We start from the raw sequence: 18,476 nt of genomic DNA on the forward strand, positions 1-18,476 counted from the left end.
TTGTTTGCTAATGCAGCAAAGCTGATAATTTGACTAGCTTTACCCACCGTCAAGGTCTGATCAACAGGTGTTGCCGCATTATAATTCCCATCACCAGCCTGCGAAGCCGTAATGGTGGTATTGCCAGCGCCTACAATGGTAACGAGGTTACCCACAATGGTAGCCACGCTAGTATTTGAGCTTACATAAGTAATGGTTTGGTTTGAACCACCACCAGTAGCTGTCAATACAAAAGGTGCATCATTATAAGTTTTGTTCACTAATGCAGTGAAGGTGATCACTTGAGCAGCTTTACCCACTGTCAAAGTCTGATCAACTGGGCTTGCTGCATTATAGTTTCCATCTCCAGCTTGTGAAGCCGTAATCGTAGTATTGCCAGCACCAACAATCGTAACTTGGTTGCCAACAATGGTGGCCACGTTGGTATTCGAACTTAAATAAGTAATCGTTTGATTTGAACCACCACCTGTAGCGGTTAGTGCAAAAGGCGCGTCATTATAAGTTTTGTTTGCTAATGCAGTGAAAGTGATCACTTGAGCAGCTTTACCTACCGTCAAAGTTTGGTCAACTGGGCTTGATGCATTATAGTTTCCATCTCCAGCTTGTGATGCTGTAATCGTAGTATTACCTGCACCTACAATCGTAACTAGATTACCAACAATGGTGGCCACGTTGGTATTCGAGCTCACATAAGTGATCACTTGGTTTGAAGCCCCACCTGTAGCACTTAAAGTAAAGGCAGCATCACCATAGGTTTTATTCGTTAATGCAGTAAAGATGATGCTTTGAGCAGCTTTACCCACGGTCAAAGTCTGGTCAACTGAAGTTGCCGCGGCATAGTTTGCATCACCTACTTGTGAAGCAGTAATAGTGGTATTACCAGCACCTACAATCGTAACTAGGTTACCTAAAATAGTAGCCACGTTGGTATTAGAACTCACATAAGTGATGGTCTGGTTTGAAGCGCCACCTGTAGCACTTAAAGTAAAGGCAGCATCACCATAGGTTTTATTGGCTAATGCAGCGAAGGTAAGGGTTTGAGCAGCTTTGTTCACCGTTAAGGTTTGGTCAACAGGAATTGCCGCAGTATAATTTGAATCACCTGCTTGTGAAGCAGTAATCGTAGTATTGCCTGCACCAATGATAGTAACTAAGTTTCCTACAATAGTAGCTACATTCGTATTTGAGCTTAGATAAGTGATCGTTTGATTTGAACCACCACCCGTTGCATTTAAAGTAAAGGCTGCATCGCCATAGGTTTTATTGGCTAGTGCAGCAAAAGTAATCGACTGAGCTGCTTTATTCACCGTTAAGACCTGATCAACAGCTATTGCCGCATTGTAGTTTCCATTACCAACCTGTGAGGCAGTAATGGTAGTATTACCAGCACCTACTATCGTAACCTGGTTACCTACTATAGTGGCTACATTGGTATTCGAACTGATGTAAGTAATCGTTTGGTTGGAGCCGCCACCTGTTGCCGTTAATGCAAAAGGCACATCACCATAAGTTTTGTTGGTTAATGCCGTGAAAGTAATGGTCTGATTAGCTTTACCTACTGTCAGAACCTGATCAACAGCACTTGCCGCATTGTAATTGCCATCGCCAGCTTGCGAGGCGGTAATGGTGGTATTACCTGCCCCTACTATGCTAACGATATTGCCAACAATAGTTGCTACACTGGTATTTGAGCTGATGTAAGTGATCGTTTGGTTGGAACCGCCACCTGTAGCCGTTAATGCAAAAGGTGCATCGTTATAAGTTTTGTTGGTTAATGCTGTGAAGGTAATGATCTGATTAGCTTTACCTACTGTTAAAGTCTGATCCACAGCACTTGCCGCATTGTAATTTCCGTCACCAGTCTGCGAGGCGGTAATCGTCGTACTGCCTGCCCCTACTATCGTAACTAGGTTACCAACAATGGTAGCCACATTGGTATTTGAGCTTACATAAGTAATAGCTTGGTTTGAACCACCACCTGTAGCCGTCAATGTAAAAGGCACATCGTTATAAGTTTTGTTCGCTAATGCAGCGAAGGTAATGGCTTGAGCTGCTTTACCTACCGTCAAAACTTGGTCAACAGGTGTTGCAGCGTTATAGTTGGCATCACCAGCTTGTGAAGCTGTAATCGTCGTATTGCCTGCCCCTATTATCGTAACTGTATTACCAACAATAGTGGCTACATTGGTATTCGAGCTTACATAAGTGATGGTTTGGGTTGAAGCACCACCTGTGGCACTTAAAGCAAAGGCTGCATCGCCATAGGTTTTATTGGTTAATGTAGTAAAAATGATCGACTGCGAAGCTTTGTTAATTGTTAAAGTCTGTGGCACATCCGTTGCAGCAGCATAGTTGGCATCCCCAATTTGTGAAGCGGTAATGGTGGTATTGCCTGCACCTACAATGGTAACCGTATTACCCGCAATGGTGGCCACATTGGTATTCGAGCTTACATAAGTGATAGGTTGGTTTGAAGCGCCACCTGTGGCACTTAAAGCAAAAGGCGCATCACCATAGGTTTTGTTCGCTAATGCAGTAAAAGTAATTGACTGAGCTGCTTTGTTCACCGTTAAGACCTGATCAACAGGGCTTGCAGCATTGTAATTTCCATCACCAGCCTGCGAGGCCGTAATCGTTGTATTGCCTGCACCTACTATCGTAACTTGGTTACCTACAATAGTAGCCACATTGGTATTCGAACTTAGATAAGTGATGGTTTGATTGGAACCACCACCTGTAGCGGTCAAAGTAAAGGCCGCATCGCCATAGGTTTTGTTCGCTAATGTTGTGAAAGTAATGGTTTGGGCAGCTTTATCCACGGTCAAAACCTGATCAACAGAACTTGCTACATTGTAATTTCCATCGCCAGCCTGTGAAGCGGTAATGGTAGTATTGCCAGCACCTATAATCGTAACTTGGTTACCCACAATGGTCGCCACATTGGTATTTGAGCTTAGATAAGCGATGGTTTGATTTGAACCTCCGCCCGTAGCATTTAAAGTAAAGGCTGCATCGCCATAGGTTTTGTTCGTTAATGCCGTGAAAGTAATGGTCTGATTAGCTTTACCCACGGTCAAGGCTTGATCAACAGGGCTTGCCGCATTGTAATTTCCATCACCAGCCTGCGAAGCGGTAATCGTCGTATTGCCTGCACCTATAATCGTAACTTGGTTACCCACAATGGTGGCCACATTGGTATTCGAGCTGACATAAGTAATCGTTTGGTTGGAACCGCCACCTGTAGCGGTCAATGCAAAAGGTGCATCGTTATAAGTTTTGTTTGCTAATGCAGCAAAAGTGATGGTTTGAGTGGCCTTATCCACAGTCAATCCTTGATCAACAGGGCTTGCCGCATTATAGTTGGCATCACCAGCCTGAGCAGCCGTAATAGTCGTATTGCCAGCACCTACAATAGTCACTGTATTACCAACAATAGTTGCCACGTTCGTATTAGAACTTAGATAAGTGATCGTTTGGTTGGAACCACCACCTGTAGCACTTAAAACAAAAGGTGCATCACCGTAAATTTTATTCGTTAATGGAGCAAAGCTGATGGTTTGTGCAGCTTTACCTACGGTCAAAACCTGATCAACAGGATTTGCTGCAGCATAATTGGTGTCCCCTGCTTGTGAGGCCGTGATGGTGGCATTACCAGCACCTACAATCGTAACCAAGCTACCCACAATAGTAGCTACATTGGTATTCGAGCTCACATAAGTAATCGTTTGGTTAGATGCCCCACCTGTAGCACTTAAAGCAAAGGCTGCATCACCGTAGGTTTTGTTGGTTAATGCAGTAAAAATGATCGACTGCGAGGCCTTGTCAATCGTTAAAGTTTGTGGTACATCACTTGCCGCAGCATAATTGGCATCGCCTGCTTGTGAAGCTGTAATGGTGGTATTGCCAGCACCCACAATCGTTACAGTATTACCTACAATAGTAGCCACATTGGTATTCGAGCTCACATAAGTAATGGCTTGGTTAGATGCCCCGCCTGTAGCATTCAAAGCAAAAGGTGCATTGCCATAGGTTTTGTTCGTTAATGCTGCGAAAGTAATGGTTTGGGCAGCTTTATCTATTGTCAAAACCTGATCAACAGCTGTTGCTGCCATATAATTCGCATCACCTAGCTGTGAAGCAGTAATTGTGGTGCTACCCGCACCAACTATTGTAACCGTATTACCTATAATTCTAGCCACATTGGTGTTCGAACTCACGTAAGTAATGGTTTGATTGGAACCACCACCTGTAGCCGTCAAGGCAAAAGGAACATCACCGTATATTTTATTGGTCAATGCCGCAAAGGTGATCGACTGCGAGGCCTTATTAATTGTTAAAGTTTGGTCTACTGCTATTGCCGCATTATAGTTCGCATCACCAACTTGCGAAGCCGTAATGGTAGTACTACCGGCCCCTACAATGGTAACTGTATTACCTACAATGGTAGCCACATTGGTATTTGAACTTACATAAGTAATCGTTTGGTTAGAGCCACCACCCGTAGCATTTAAAGCAAAGGCTACATCGCCATAAATTTTATTCGTTAACGGAGCAAAGTTGATGGTTTGAGCAGCTTTACCTACAGTCAAAGTTTGGTCAACAGCTATTGCCGCATTGTAGTTCGCATCACCAGCTTGTGAGGCAGTAATGGTGGTATTACCAGCACCAACTATAGTAATCATATTACCCACAATGGTAGCCACATTGGTATTCGAACTTACATAACTGATCGTTTGATTGGAACCGCCACCTGTAGCCGTCAAGGCAAATGCTGCATCCCCGTAGGTTTTATTCGTTAATGCAGCGAAAGTAATCGTTTGCGCAGCTTTACCAACAGTCAATGTCTGATCTACAGGACTTGCTGCATCATAATTCGCATCGCCAGCTTGCGAAGCTGTAAGGATAGTGCTGCCTGCACCCACCATAGTAACCATGTTACCTACAATAGTGGCTACATTGGTATTCGAGCTTACATAGGTAATGGTTTGATTGGAAACTCCACCTGTAGCGGTCAATGCAAAAGCAGCATCGCCATAGGTTTTGTTCGTTAACGCGATAAAGGTAATGACTTGGGTAGCTTTAGCCACTGTTAACGTCTGGTCTAAAGGTGTTGCAGCAGCATAGTTTGCATCACCTGCTTGTGAAGCGGTAATGGTGGTATTGCCAGCACCTATAATGGTAACTGTACTACCTACAATCGTCGCCACATTGGTATTCGAGCTCACATAGCTAATTGGATTGTTTGAAGCTCCACCTGTGGCGGTTAATGCAAAGGCTGCATCGCCGTATATTTTGTTTGTTAATGCCGTGAAAGTAATCGTTTGAGTAGCTTTAGCTACAGTTAATGTCTGGTCAACAGGTGTTGCTGCAGCATAGTTGGCATCACCAACTTGCGAAGCCGTAATGGTGGTGTTACCAGCCCCTACAATGGTAACCATATTGCCAACAATAGTGGCCACATTGGTATTTGAGCTTACATAAGTAACTGTTTGATTGGAAGCCCCACCTGTAGCACTTAAAGCAAAAGGTGCATCGCCAAAGGTTTTATTTGTTAATGCAGCGAATGTGATGGTTTGGGCAGCTTTATCTACCGTCAAAACCTGATCAACCGCCGTTGCTGCGTTATAATTTCCATCACCTAACTGTGAAGCAGTAATCGTAGTATTGCCAGCACCAACTATTGTAACCGTATTACCTGTAATAGTGGCCACATTGGTATTCGAGCTTACATACGTAACTGTTTGATTAGATGCACCACCTGTAGCTGTCAAATTAAAGGCCGCATCGCCATAAGTTTTGTTGGCTAATGTAGCGAAGGTAATCGACTGTGTGGCCTTATTAACCGTTAAAGTCTGGTCAACTGAAATTGCAGCATTATACTGCGCATCGCCAGTTTGTGAGGCAGTGATCGTGCTACTACCAGTGCCAACAATGGTAACTGTGTTACCTACAATGGTGGCCACATTGGTATTTGAGCTTATATAGGTAATGGCTTGGCTAGAGCCCCCACCTGTTGCGGTCAATGCAAAGGGGGCATCGCCATAGGTCTTTGCTGCCAAGGCTGCAAAGTTGATCACTTGTGCAGTCTTGGTAACCGTTAGCGCAGTGGCATTGGCACTGGCCTGTGCAAAAGTATAATTTCCATTGTTTGCGCTTATGCCACTGCCGTTAATGGCATATTGCCCTGTGGGCGAGGTCAAATCGGCACTGGAAGTAAAAGTTAAGGTACCTGTAGTGGCATTGGCCTGGTTATCGCTCAGCGCAAAACCTGTTAAGGTACCCGTAAAAACAGGGTTAGCCATTCCATACCCTCTGCTGGCTGCATTGGCCGTATAAGTTAAGGCTACAGGTGTAATGGCTAAAGCCGTGTTATTCCCTCCTGCTTGAGCAAAAACATAATTCCCATTATTAGCCGTTAAACCACTGCCGTTAATGGCATAAGTACCCACATTACTGCTGTTGGTAGCGTTAGAACTGAAGCTTAAGCTACCTGTGGTGGCTGTAGCTAGGGTTTCCCCATTTACAAGCCCAGTTGCCGTACCCGTAAATGTAGGGTTGGCCGTGCCATAGGGCCGACTGACCGAATTGGCCGTATAAGTTAAAGCAGCAGGGTTAATGGTAAGCGCAGTAGCGTTAGTACTGGCCTGTACAAAAACGTAATTGCCCCTGTTGGCCGTTAAGCCACTACCAGTAATGTCATAAGCCCCCACATTACTGCTGCTCGTTGCGCTCGAACTGAAAGCAAGTGTACCTGAAGTCGCAGTAGCCAAGCTTTGCCCATTTACAAATCCAGTTACCGTACCTGTAAATGTAGGGTCGGCAGCACCATAGCTTCTGTTGGCAGCATTGGCCTTATAAGTTAAGCTGGCCGGTGTAATGGTTAATGCGGTACTGTTACCTGATGCTTGTACAAAAATATAATTACCATTATTAGCGATCAAGCCACTCCCAGTAATTGCAGACTGCGCCACATTAGTGGTAATGGAAGCATTTGAATTGAAACTTAAGGTACCTGTAGTAGCCGTTGCTATGGTTTCCCCCAATAAAAACCCGGTTACCGTACCAGTAAACACAGGATTGGCAGTACCATAAGTTCTGCTGGCAGCATTGGCCACATAAGTTAAAGTAGCACGATTAATTTGCAAAATATATTCATTTTGCTGATGTTGTACAAAAACATAATTACCATTATTGGCCGTTAGGCCACTGCCATTAATAGCATAGAAGTCCGCATTACTGCTGCTCGTTGCAATCGAACTAAAAACGATTGTACCCGTGGTAGCAGAAGCTTGGGTTTGGCCATTTACAAATCCTGTTACCCCACCAGTAAATACAGGGTTTGCAGTCCCATAAGTTCTACTAACGTAATTGGCTATATAAGTTAAAGTAGCAGGGCTAATGGTAAACGCAGTAGCATTAGTACTAGCCTGTACAAAAACATAATTGCCATTGTTGGCAGTTAAGCCACTACAATTAACCGCATAATTACCCACGTTACTGCTAGTGGTAGCACTTGTACTTAAAGTTAAGGTGCCCGTAGTCGCGGTAGCTTGGCTCTCGGCATTTACAAAGCCGGTTACCGTACCTGTAAGTGTAGGGTTTGAGGCACCATAAATGCGGTTTACCGAATTGACCACATAAGCTAAAGTAGCTGGACTAACCGTAATGTTACCGCCCACATAGGTAATGTTATAATTACCCGCTACAAAACCATTGGCGCCTGTAGCTGCTGAGGGTATTAAAGTATTGTTATAAGTATTTACATTGTCATTTGCCGCCCCTCCATTTCCGGGCGTAAGGGTAACCGCGCTAATGGTATTTCCATTTTTTAAAGTACCAGAGGTGATGGTATAAGCAGTAGAACTGCCTGTACTCAGTGCCTGCCCATAAATTTTAGCCCCATCATCGGCCCTGATGGTTAAAGGGGCGGCACTAACCGAAACGCTATTAATTGCCGATGTTTTGGCTTCCGCATAGGGACCGCTGCTCACGTTCACCACACTCGACGAATAGCTAGCAACTGCAGCTGTTGCCGAAAGACGCACATAAACCCTTGTCGAACTTAGGTTACCCGCAGCTCCTACAGTTAACGTACTGGTATAAGTGCCATTACTACTTAAGCTCACTTCGAAACCCGTTGGTGCACTTATCAAAATCCCCTGCTCCAGGTTTGCCCCAGCCAACGTAAAACTACCCGATCCTGATGGCGTACCATAAGTTGTATTACCTACCCCAGTTGTACTCGGGGCCGAAATAGCAGGCGTGGGCATGGTAACAAATTCATGATCACCAAGTGTAGTGCCACTGGCATTTATGGCATAGGCCCGCGCAAGATAGTATCGTCCAGGTATTAAACCAGTAACCAAACTGCTAAATGCACCCTCGCCGCTGCCTGTAATGGCCACTTTGGTATTTCCTATTCCCGGTACGGCGTTATCCGGAATGGGGCTGATTGAGTAAATCACCCCTTTATCCAAGGTTTGTCCCCCATCCGAAACCACGGTGAGCCCCATGGTGGCGCTCGTAGAACCTGTAGCGCTAGGTTTACTTGTAGTAATGGTGGCCTTGCCATAGGTGCCCGTACCAGAAGCATACAAGGCCCCACTGTTTGGTGCGCTTACCCCACTAACCCCAGGTCGTTCCCAGCCACCATAATCACGGCCGGGCGGCACACTGGTATTGGCCCGGTTAAACCAATAGGCATTGCCTACGGCGCAGCCTGCATTATCATCCTCGTCGGCACCGATCATCCAAGCAGCAAAACCCAGGTTTTTATAGTTGGGGCACCACCTTAACCGGTAGGTAAAAGTTATCCCCCTAAAATCTGTTCCAGTTCCGGTAAAGGCAACTTTGCCATTAAAGAGTTGTGCATCTTTTGTTAACGTTACATCTGTGGTTTGCACCCCATCTTTATACACCACTGTTACTTGCGCAGACAGGGCTTTTGAAATTAACAAGAAAAGAAAAAGAAAGTAGAAGTTTAGTTTCATAAAAACCGGAAAGTTAAACTCGGATAAGGAGATGAGATAAATAGGATAGGCTATCTCCCCAAAGAGAAGATAGCCTATCAGTATAGCGTCTAATGGTTAAAACGGAGCATATCCGTCTACACAAATAATATATCTTAAGGCTACTGAAGTTTGTTCGATACTAACTGGGGCCGATTTACCTACTGGTAAAATTGCACCTGTTTTAAGCTTTGTATTCACCGTAGCGAGTGAGGTGCCGTAATAACCTTCTCTCGAATTCATTTTGGCAAACATATTGCCCTCTGGGCTTGTGCTGTTGGCCGCAACATTTGCGCCCTTCATTTCATGGCCATGTGGAGGTACTTTTGTAATAACCGCGCTTGATTGCCCTCCGGGTTTGCCTACAACATATTTGGTATGTGAGGGAGCCTCTCCGGCACCTATCATTACCCTGCCTCTTAAATCGGGCAGGTTAAACCTTTGTGCATCTCCACCATATAAATTCCCGATCACCCTGTACAATGGATAAAAACTGCTTACGTTCAGCAGGTCGCCTTCACAGCGCAGCCAACCCCTTGGCACATAAGTACCTAAAAACACTCTAATTTCTCCTATATATGCATCCATATTGATTGTTTTTTAAAAAAATTGATAAATTAACTTGGTGTAGGGAATATGCCCTTTAAGGCAATGCAATACACCATTCCAGTTACCCCTTGCGAAATGGGAAGAGGTGTACCAAAAGTAACCGAGCTACCCGTAACCGAAATGGGACCACCAATGGTTCGGTCATCCATTTTCGTTAAACTATCGCCCTTAGGACTATAGTATTTAATCGGCACTTCTTTTGAAGGGTCGGAGTCGACCGTTTTTGTTTTGGCAAAAACACCATTGGCCACAAAACCAGATACAATATCCTTATCTGAACCCGCTATATCGTGCGTATGGGGTGGCAACTGGTCAACCGTTAAGGTAATCCCTACCGCACCTGTCTTTTCACCAGGCTTACGGCTTCCTGTATCTGGCGCCACTTTCTGGCCTGCACCAATGGGCAATACCCCTCTTAAATCGGGCACCGCAAAAGTACCCTGGCTTTCATCGCCCCCATATTGGTTAAGCAGTATTTTGTATAAAGTATCCCTGTAGTCGGCGATCCTTAGTAGCTGTCCATTGCATTTAATCCAATCTGGTGGCACAGCATCACTTGAAAATATTTTGATATCTCCTACGTAGTTTTCCATATTTATGCGTTATTGTGGGCGAACTGGGCGTCCAGAAGTTGAAATGATATAATTAATTGGCATGTAATTTTGCATCACCAAAATGGTGTTGTCTGTATAGCCATAAGGCGCCACATTCTTGTCGCTCATTTTTACTAAAGTTTCAACTTTTGCTTCACTTACAAAGGAAACAGCTGTTTCAGCTACGGCAATCAGATTATCGGTTGGCACATTGGTTTCTGCTACAGCCTTCGAAGCCTGCATCCCATGGTTATGCACAGGAATATGCGTAGGCAGCACGGCTGTATATTCGCCCCCAAATTGCGCAAACATGTTTAGGTTTAACGCCCCTGGCTGTGTACCAATATGAATTGGAACCCTTCCACGCAGATCGGGTACGGCAAAGGTACTATGGCCATCGCCACCATAGGCGTTGCCAATTTGAATAAAAAGTTCATAAAAATGATTGACGTCCAATAGCGATCCATCACAGAATACCCAGGGCCTGGCGTCGGGGTTTTGCGGATCGATAGGAATGTTAATTCCCCCATAGAGCCTGATCTCTCCTACAAAAGGATAAATGTCCATAATTGAGTTTGTTTAGTTTATAGGTTTAAATTTGATTGTTTCAAAAACATGCACTATAAAAACACAGCCAATTCTTTGGGCTACATTTTCTTATTTTTAATAGTTAAGTTAAGCGCAACGCCAGCAAGGAGGTATAACATTGAGAGCGAGCGGATAGCCCGAAGGTAACTATCCTCTCTCAAATGAACAGTGGCCTTTAAACCTAATTTTGTCCGTATTTATAACTACGGACAAAATTTATTAGGATGATGTATCCCTTAAAATATCTCGAATTTTTATTCTAGGTTAAGCACTGGCATAATCTGCCATCATTATTTCTGGAACCTCAATAAGCGCTAAACTTTTAACATACTCAACAGGGCTCATGCCAACTATTTTTTTAAAGGCATTGTAAAAGGCACTTCTTGATGAAAAGCCGGCATTATTGGCTATGGTTTCGATGGTGTAATTATGTAATATACCAGGAGTGGCAATCTGAGCTTTGATATAATTGATACGATAAGTATTTACAAAGTCCATGAATTTTTGCTGAAACTGGTTGTTGAGCAATGAGGATAATCGATGCGTTGATAAATGTAATTGTTTAGAAAGGCTATTGAGACTCAAATCCCTGTCTTTAAACACCTCCTTTTCGATCATGCAGATTTCAAGCTGTTTGCACAGTTTTTCAATCTCTTTATCATTCTCTCTCGACAACTCATATTGTTTTTTGATTTTGGCAAAGGTTAAAGGGGTCATATCTAACAAACCCGCCACGTACTCAACAGGTAAACGTTCCATATACCCAACCGTGGTTTGTGCAAAATAGAGGTAACGCTCTTTTGCACTGCCCACCCGCACAATGTGTGCACGCTCTTGGGCATCCTTATAATATTGTTCTAAAATGATCCTGAACAGAAAGTTAAAATCAAAATGTGTTAAAAAAAGTTGCTGTAGGGTATCTGTAGATAGCGCCAATACTTCCGAATCTTCTATGGCCGTAATTTCCTCTTTCGAAACATTCTTTGCATACAGACCAGAAATCGAGCTTACAAATTCATTTTCGATCGAGATATAGGTAACAATTTTCTTTCCCTTGTAGATCGTTCTTCCCATCAATGCACCTTTTTGTATAAAGTACATGTAATGACAATAACCATTATCTTCAACAATGAGTTCGTCTTTTTTGAATTGAAAGGCAACAATGTGGGTTCTAATTTCGCTTTTAAGCAAATCACTTATAGGGTGAATACTATCCATTAATCCAATAAGATAGTTAACCTGAACTTCACTTGCCTGCTGAGAGCGATGAATTGGCATAAAGACTGATTTTTAACTATTTAGCAATAAAAATTTAATGCAAAAAGTAAATCTCTAAAAATAATCTGGTATTTAAAAGTTTTAAATATGAATAAGCCCATTAAAATTTAACGAGCTCAGCAACTCAATAATTAATTATTAGTTAAAAAACGAGCCGTATCAGCCTCTAGTTTTCTCCAACCAGAAATGGCGGCTTTTAATTGTAGGCCCATGATAAATGCCATGTCTATATCACTTTCTAAAGTAGCATAATCTCGCAGTTCATTGTATAGGGTAAACCACCGCCCTCTTATTCGGCTATTGGCTGCTTCTAAACGATTGAGGTTTTCAGTAATCGTTTGCATCATAAAACCCAATTTTTTACTCGCAATCTGAAAATCAAGGGCTGCATTGGCAACCACAAAAGTAGCCAAACCCGCATTTAATGTTTCCAAACGCGTGTATAAAGGTTTCAAGTTTTGGCCTAAATTATCAATCATTTTTTTTGTTTCCTGTTTAAGTTCAATGGGCAAGATAGCTGTACTTTCTGGTAAAGCTTCAATTTGGTCTTCTACGAGAACAAATGCGGAGATGGTTTGTTCGGTAAAAGCATTCAGCTCTTTGGCTAGCTTTTTTAGTTCAGGCAACAGGGTACTTTTCCATTCGGCCGCTGCAGCTACTGCGCCCCTAAATGCGGGTAAACTTCTACAAATGGTTTGTATGGCAACTTCACCTACATCACATGAATTTACTCGCAACTGAATTTGTTTAAAATCATCCTCACTAAGTGCAAATACCCCACTTAAATCTGTTGTAATTAAAGGTTGAAAAGATATTGACATTAGGAATATTTTTTTGTGATCTAATAGGTACTAGTTTGAGAGCTCAACTTAACGCTTTAGCTTTTGCAGATAGGACTCATCAATGGTGATCCCCAGTTTTTCTGAAATGGCCCGAAGCGGTTTGGCATCCCTTAGACTGTTGATCATTTCTTTGCTGGTGGCCTGTTCGTCTATAACTAAAAACCAAGAAAAATAGCGAAAAGGCAAATCGGAAGCTTTCCTAAAGGCATCATCAATTTCGCCACATTGTACAAGGTTAAACGGAACATCGTCAATCTTATAGGGAGAATTAAAGCGATCAGGAATACAGTAATGGCCGGTAGATGAATTTATCTCGAAAAACAATGGGCTACCCTCAATATATTTTACTTTAAAGCGCGAAGCTGCTGGCACCTCTTCCTCATTGGCCGGCAACGCTTTTTCTTCTACAATGAGCATTAACCTATTATTTAAATTGGTTAAGCTCAATATTCCATTAAAAGCCTTTTTTGGGTGCGAACAACTGATCAATACTTCGCGGTTATTTAAGGGTGTAACTTTCCACTTAAATTTCAACTTCAGTTCTTTATCGGTAGTACCTACCCAATAGTAAACCTTTCTGGTTTGGTAATCGTTTAGCGGAAAACTATAGAGAAAGCCCATGTGCCCAATTTCATTGGCATTATCGGTAAGTGGAAAAATCTCACCTATCAGGCTTTGGTTGTAATCAATTTTACCCATTTGTAATCTATTTAGAATTAAGTGAGCTGAAAAGGAGCTATGTTTTCTGACAAATGAGCTGTCCCTTTAATCTTGGCAGGAATGGCCTTGCCCGAAAAGATGACCACTATTTTTTGAATGGATTTCAAATGCGCTTTAAATTCGTCGGTTTTAGGAACGCTAATGTTCCACTCGGTATAAGGTGTAGGTTCAAAGTATTTCCCAGTTAATTCGCTAGCTATTTCGCCATCCATGATAATGCCTGATACCTGACCTGCTGGTTCATTATAAGAGAAGTTGAGTTCGGTAGGCTTGCTGCTAAAACGATAGGTATCTGCTCCATTTCTATCGGCATATTGGCCAGAGTTTGAAATGGTCAATTCTACTTCGGTAGTGGGCAAACCATACAACCAAACCCTTATGCGGGTAATCCGCACCCGGTTCCAAGATTTTAAAAAGGGATCGTTAATGTTAATGGCAAAATTAACATTACCTGTTTCTTTAAATGATTTTAAAATGTCGGGCGAAATGATTTCTACAGTGGCATTGCTACCGGTTTGATTGCCAAAATCTTGCGGAATCCTATCAAAACCTGCCAAGGCATCTGCATAATCGAGGTTCATTCTGCCTATATCAATCAAGAGGTCGTTTGCCGATTTTAAAATAGAAGGTGTAATTGTCGATTCTCTTAGTGCCCAATACTTATAGGCCCTTATATAGTTGCGTTCGGCGTTAAACATATTACGTTTAATGTTCATGATCATTACGAAGGCTTCATATTTTGCCTTGCCATAGGCTTGTTGATCGTCTTTTAAACTAGTCAGGTATTTTTTAATCGTCGTTTCCATCTCCAGATCGGCCGCTTGTTGCAGGTATAAACGGGCCGCCTCTTGTGTAACCTGTAGCAATGCCGCTTGGGATTCTGCTTGGGCCTTACCATAAATAGAAAGTGTAGCCAATGCTAACCTATATTCTCTGGCCCCATCAATATTTTCTTCTACAACAAAAGCCAGCATACTATCTACTTGCTCTCTAAAAATGTTCCACTCGGTTTGGGCGGTAATATTGTCGCTAGAAGGGATCACGAAATCACCAATATGTTCGGCCTGCGAAATCTTTTCAGCTGCTTTTCTAACCTTATTGATAAATACAGACAGTCCGCCCAAAAGCCGCCCAACCTTGGTTAGGTTTTCCATAGATTTGGCTAATGTTTGCATAATTTTATCAAACTTCTCCCAAGCAGAAATGGTCTTTACTCCTGCATTGGCTGCATTGGCTGCTTGTGCGGCGGCGGCACCTGCACCACTGGCTGCAGTGGCATCGCCCATAAACATTCTACCCATTAGTGGGGCGAAAGTAATTACGGCGGTACAAATGCTAAAAGCAGCACTCAGCTTTTCTTTAGCTACCCAAACCTTAATGCCTACATTAAAATCTCCGCCGGCAAATGTGGCAGCAAGTGAAGCATCACGCATATTTTTTTGGGTATTTTCGAGTGCGTTTTCTGCAATCTTCATATTGTTCTCGGCCTGTGCAATTAAACGGGCAGTAAATGCTTGGCTGGTTTTAAGGTTATCGAGCATTAGTTGCCCATACTTCAGTTGGTCTTCCTTATTGTCTACCGCAGCATCAAAATGATTATAATTGTCTTCAAAAGCCTTCAATGCCGTTACAAAGCCAACCGCAACTTCCTTATAGGTCTGTGCATTTAAAACCGGAACAAAATTAAGCTGAGCCCCTTCTAAATTTAACTCGGCCAATAAAGCACTGCTCTGTAAATACTGGTCGTAAAACATTGGCGAATCTGTACTGAATGTTTTAATGCCCTGTAATACCTTTCTGGCTGTGACCGTATCCTTACCTATCATGGCGGTAGCCATTTGGTAGAGGATGGAAAGCGACATTTCTAGCTCCTTGGCAATAAGGGTAGGTACTTTACCTTTGCTTAAGAGCGAAATAAGACTGGCTTGCTGAAGGATTTTAAATTGAAGGTGCTGGTCTGAGTCTTTCGAAATCTGAATACCAACCCCTGTTTTATAGTCTCCGGCATCTAAAATTTCGCTTCCGCCCTGCGCACGAGAAATATTGGCATAAAGTACACCCCCTACTTCGGCACTGTAAACACTTAAAGACGCCAATCGTTTGTCTGTTGGCGAAAATTCTAACTGTGAGCCCGCATCGTTTAAGGGCTGGTATTTAACAAGGCGTGTAATGATAATATAAGCCTGGTTTACAATTTTAATCCTTTTCGGAAAACAAACCACATCGGCAATGATCACCACAAATAGCGGTGCTTTAGGCAGTGCATTAACTTTCTCTATCAATGCATCTAGCTTTACCACCGCTTCGCGGCAAATATAATAAGCTCCCTCTTGGTAAGTTGAGCTGGTATAAGGTGCTTTTAACTTGAGCTGCAACAATTCATATTTTGCTGCCCAGTCTATTTGATCGGGATAAGGAGAAAATTCCATGTATTAATTTGATTTAGGAAGACCAACAATTGGGTTAAATGTAAATTGGTTCAATATTTATTTGGCCAGGTGTACAACTTTTAGGTGCTGCATAAATTCATCAGCAGCTCTGCTTAGTTTTTTGGTATTAGCTGCCGGGATCACTTTAATAAAGGCAATTTCGGTATATTTTGCAGCCGCAACACTGGCTGTTTTCCATTCCAATTGTGCATTTTCGAGCCCCAATGTTGCCATAAATGCTGGCAAATCCTGTACATTATCTTTAAGAATTGTTTTGGCCTCCTTTAACGAATGTTCCATACTAAACCATAACCCTTGTATTTTGCCAATGCCCGGTAGTGCTGCATCAATTTTACTTTGTAGGTTAACCAAGTCTTGTTTTACACTGGCTAAAGTTGCCGACACAATCCTATCAGCAGCTAGGGTACCCTTCAGTTTATCTGCCTCTTCTTCATAACCTTCTATCTGCGCTTTAATTTTAATGGCCTTATCGGTATAAACGCCCATTACAATGGCAGCAGCGATGGTGCCAAATGGCGGCATGAAGGCATAGGTTGCCGAGGTTGCAGCTACAATTACATCATGTTCGTACTCTTTCTGTAGCTCATCTATCAGGTCTTTAATAAATTTTATCCTTTTTTCCAGTTTGGCTATCACCCCTTCTTCGGTATCAAATTCGTTGCTAAATTCAAGGTGTAAATTCACAATATCCTGTCTGCTCACTAAGGTTTCGGCTGAGAAACTTTTTAGCGCATTGTATACTTTTTGGGCATGTTCATGATGCTTGGCCGCCTCCCTGATCAACAAATCGCAAACGGCTGCAAAACGTTTCATTATCGTTTCATTCGCTGCAATTTCTGCTGCAGTAGTAGCGTCTTCATTGTATTTTTCTAGTTCTTTAATCAGGGCTGGGTAATAGGTTTGCACCTTATTGTTATAGGTAACCACATTGCTGGCGCAGGTTACGCTATCTGGCAGTGTTATTTTTTCGAATTGGTCGCAAGAGGTTTTTAGTGTCTTATAAGCAGTTAACAATTTAGCAAATAAAGCATCCGTACCCGATGGTTTAGCAGGTAAAGTGGCATCCATTGTAGCTTTGGTGGTAGGTAGTTGCTGTGCCGTACTTATAAAAGTCTGGATGCCCAACCACTCGGGGTGTGGAAGCACAAAAGCCTTGCCCTCATTGGCTACCTTACTTGGACCTAAATCAATTTGTTCTGCTGCTAAATTTGCCATCATTGGTTTGTTTTATAGGTGATACTTAAATGTATTTTATGGAGGTTGGGCACAAATCATTATTCCTGTTTGTGGTAGGCTAAATTAGCAACTCTGTTTTTGAGGTAAGGCACAGAACTTGTCCTTAACTATAGATCGAGACAAATTACCTTTCTTTTAGGAAGAACATCTATCTCATACAGAAATCAACTTTATTGTTAAAATCACAATTTATTTAGAACAGCACAAAACGCACAGCTTTCCCGCTTAAAGATTGTTACCTTTGTAATTCCAAACTGTTGGTTTGTGTCGACATGAAGCAACAGTTTGGTTTAAGATTAATAAAATGATTGAAATAGGAAAATACAACGACTTAAGAATTGTAGCAAAAAATAGTGATGGTTTAAGTTTATCTGATGGTGAACGGGAAATTTTATTGCCCTACCTTGATGTACCTAAAAATGCAGAACTGGGCGACAACATCAAAGCGTTTGTATTTGTAAATAAAGATGGAAATACAATTGCCACTACTAAACAGGCTCTTGCTGAGGTTGATGATTTTGCTTATTTAACCGTGGTTGACGCAAGCGAAGATGGCGCTTATATGGACCTTGGTATTGGCAAAGACATTTATGTTCCGGTACGCGAACAAAAAAGACCAATGCATAAAGGAGAAGCTTATGTAGTATATGTTTATTTAGATGAGAATAACCAGCGCATGTTAGCTTCTTCCAGATTAGATAAATTTATTGAAGAAGATGATTTTGATCTGGACGAAGGTGATGAAGTAAATTTATTGATCAGCGAACAAACTGATTTAGGTTTTAATGCCATTATCAATAACAGATATACTGGATTACTTTATCACAATGAGCTATTTGCCAATTTAAAACCTGGTGAGCAACGCAAAGGCTGGGTAAAAAAAGTGCGTGTTGAAGGTAAAATAGATTTGAGCTTACAACCCATGGGTTATGGCCATATCCTCGATACCAAAGAAGTAATTTTAAAAGAATTGAGAGAAAATGGTGGTGTTATTCTATTGGGCGACAAAAGTACACCTGAAGAAATCTATGAACGTTTCCAGATTAGCAAAAGTGCATTTAAAAAGGCAATTGGTGGTTTATACAAAGAGCGGGTCATTACGGTTACAGATAGTGAAATTAAGATCGTTGTAGATCAATTGGCAGATTAATG

Annotated in this window: 10 protein-coding genes; 1 reads left to right on the plus strand and 9 read right to left on the minus strand. The window is 42.3% G+C overall.

Going from position 1 to position 18,476, the window contains the following annotated elements; translation table 11 throughout:
• From AQF98_RS04375 to AQF98_RS04415, 9 genes are all read right to left on the minus strand, one after another.
• Positions 1-8,990 (minus strand): S-layer family protein (locus tag AQF98_RS04375; protein ID WP_055130716.1); only part of this gene is annotated, 8,990 nt, incomplete at its 3' end.
• 96 nt (positions 8,991-9,086) lie between these two features.
• Complete coding sequence (locus AQF98_RS04380) at positions 9,087-9,596, minus strand: phage tail protein (protein WP_055130717.1); 510 nt, start codon at positions 9,594-9,596, stop codon at positions 9,087-9,089.
• A gap of 29 nt (positions 9,597-9,625) precedes the next feature.
• Positions 9,626-10,210, minus strand: a complete 585-nt coding sequence (locus AQF98_RS04385) for a phage tail protein (RefSeq protein ID WP_055130718.1) — start codon at positions 10,208-10,210, stop codon at positions 9,626-9,628.
• A 9-nt stretch (positions 10,211-10,219) separates the two neighbouring features.
• Positions 10,220-10,777, minus strand: coding sequence for a phage tail protein (locus AQF98_RS04390; protein ID WP_055130719.1), 558 nt, complete (start codon positions 10,775-10,777; stop codon positions 10,220-10,222).
• A 285-nt stretch (positions 10,778-11,062) separates the two neighbouring features.
• On the minus strand, positions 11,063-12,076 hold the full coding sequence (locus tag AQF98_RS04395) for a helix-turn-helix domain-containing protein (protein WP_055130720.1): 1,014 nt from the start codon (positions 12,074-12,076) through the stop codon (positions 11,063-11,065).
• A gap of 131 nt (positions 12,077-12,207) precedes the next feature.
• Positions 12,208-12,897 (minus strand): hypothetical protein, encoded by a 690-nt coding sequence (locus AQF98_RS04400; RefSeq protein ID WP_055130721.1) that lies wholly within the window; start codon positions 12,895-12,897, stop codon positions 12,208-12,210.
• Positions 12,898-12,945: 48 nt separating this feature from the next.
• The gene (locus AQF98_RS04405) at positions 12,946-13,617 is read right to left on the minus strand and encodes a hypothetical protein (protein ID WP_055130722.1); all 672 of its coding nucleotides are present in this window, start codon (positions 13,615-13,617) and stop codon (positions 12,946-12,948) included.
• Between the two features lie 17 nt (positions 13,618-13,634).
• On the minus strand, positions 13,635-16,067 hold the full coding sequence (locus AQF98_RS04410) for a hypothetical protein (RefSeq protein ID WP_055130723.1): 2,433 nt from the start codon (positions 16,065-16,067) through the stop codon (positions 13,635-13,637).
• A 57-nt stretch (positions 16,068-16,124) separates the two neighbouring features.
• Positions 16,125-17,306: an alpha-xenorhabdolysin family binary toxin subunit A gene (locus tag AQF98_RS04415; RefSeq protein ID WP_055130724.1), complete on the minus strand. Its 1,182-nt coding sequence runs from the start codon at positions 17,304-17,306 to the stop codon at positions 16,125-16,127.
• 322 nt (positions 17,307-17,628) lie between these two features.
• Here AQF98_RS04415 and AQF98_RS04420 point away from each other — a divergent pair, with 322 nt between their 5' ends.
• On the plus strand, positions 17,629-18,474 hold the full coding sequence (locus tag AQF98_RS04420) for a S1 RNA-binding domain-containing protein (protein WP_055130725.1): 846 nt from the start codon (positions 17,629-17,631) through the stop codon (positions 18,472-18,474).
• Positions 18,475-18,476 lie beyond the last annotated feature (2 nt).

The organism is Pedobacter sp. Hv1 (assembly GCF_001412215.1).
Classification (GTDB): Bacteria; Bacteroidota; Bacteroidia; order Sphingobacteriales; family Sphingobacteriaceae; genus Pedobacter.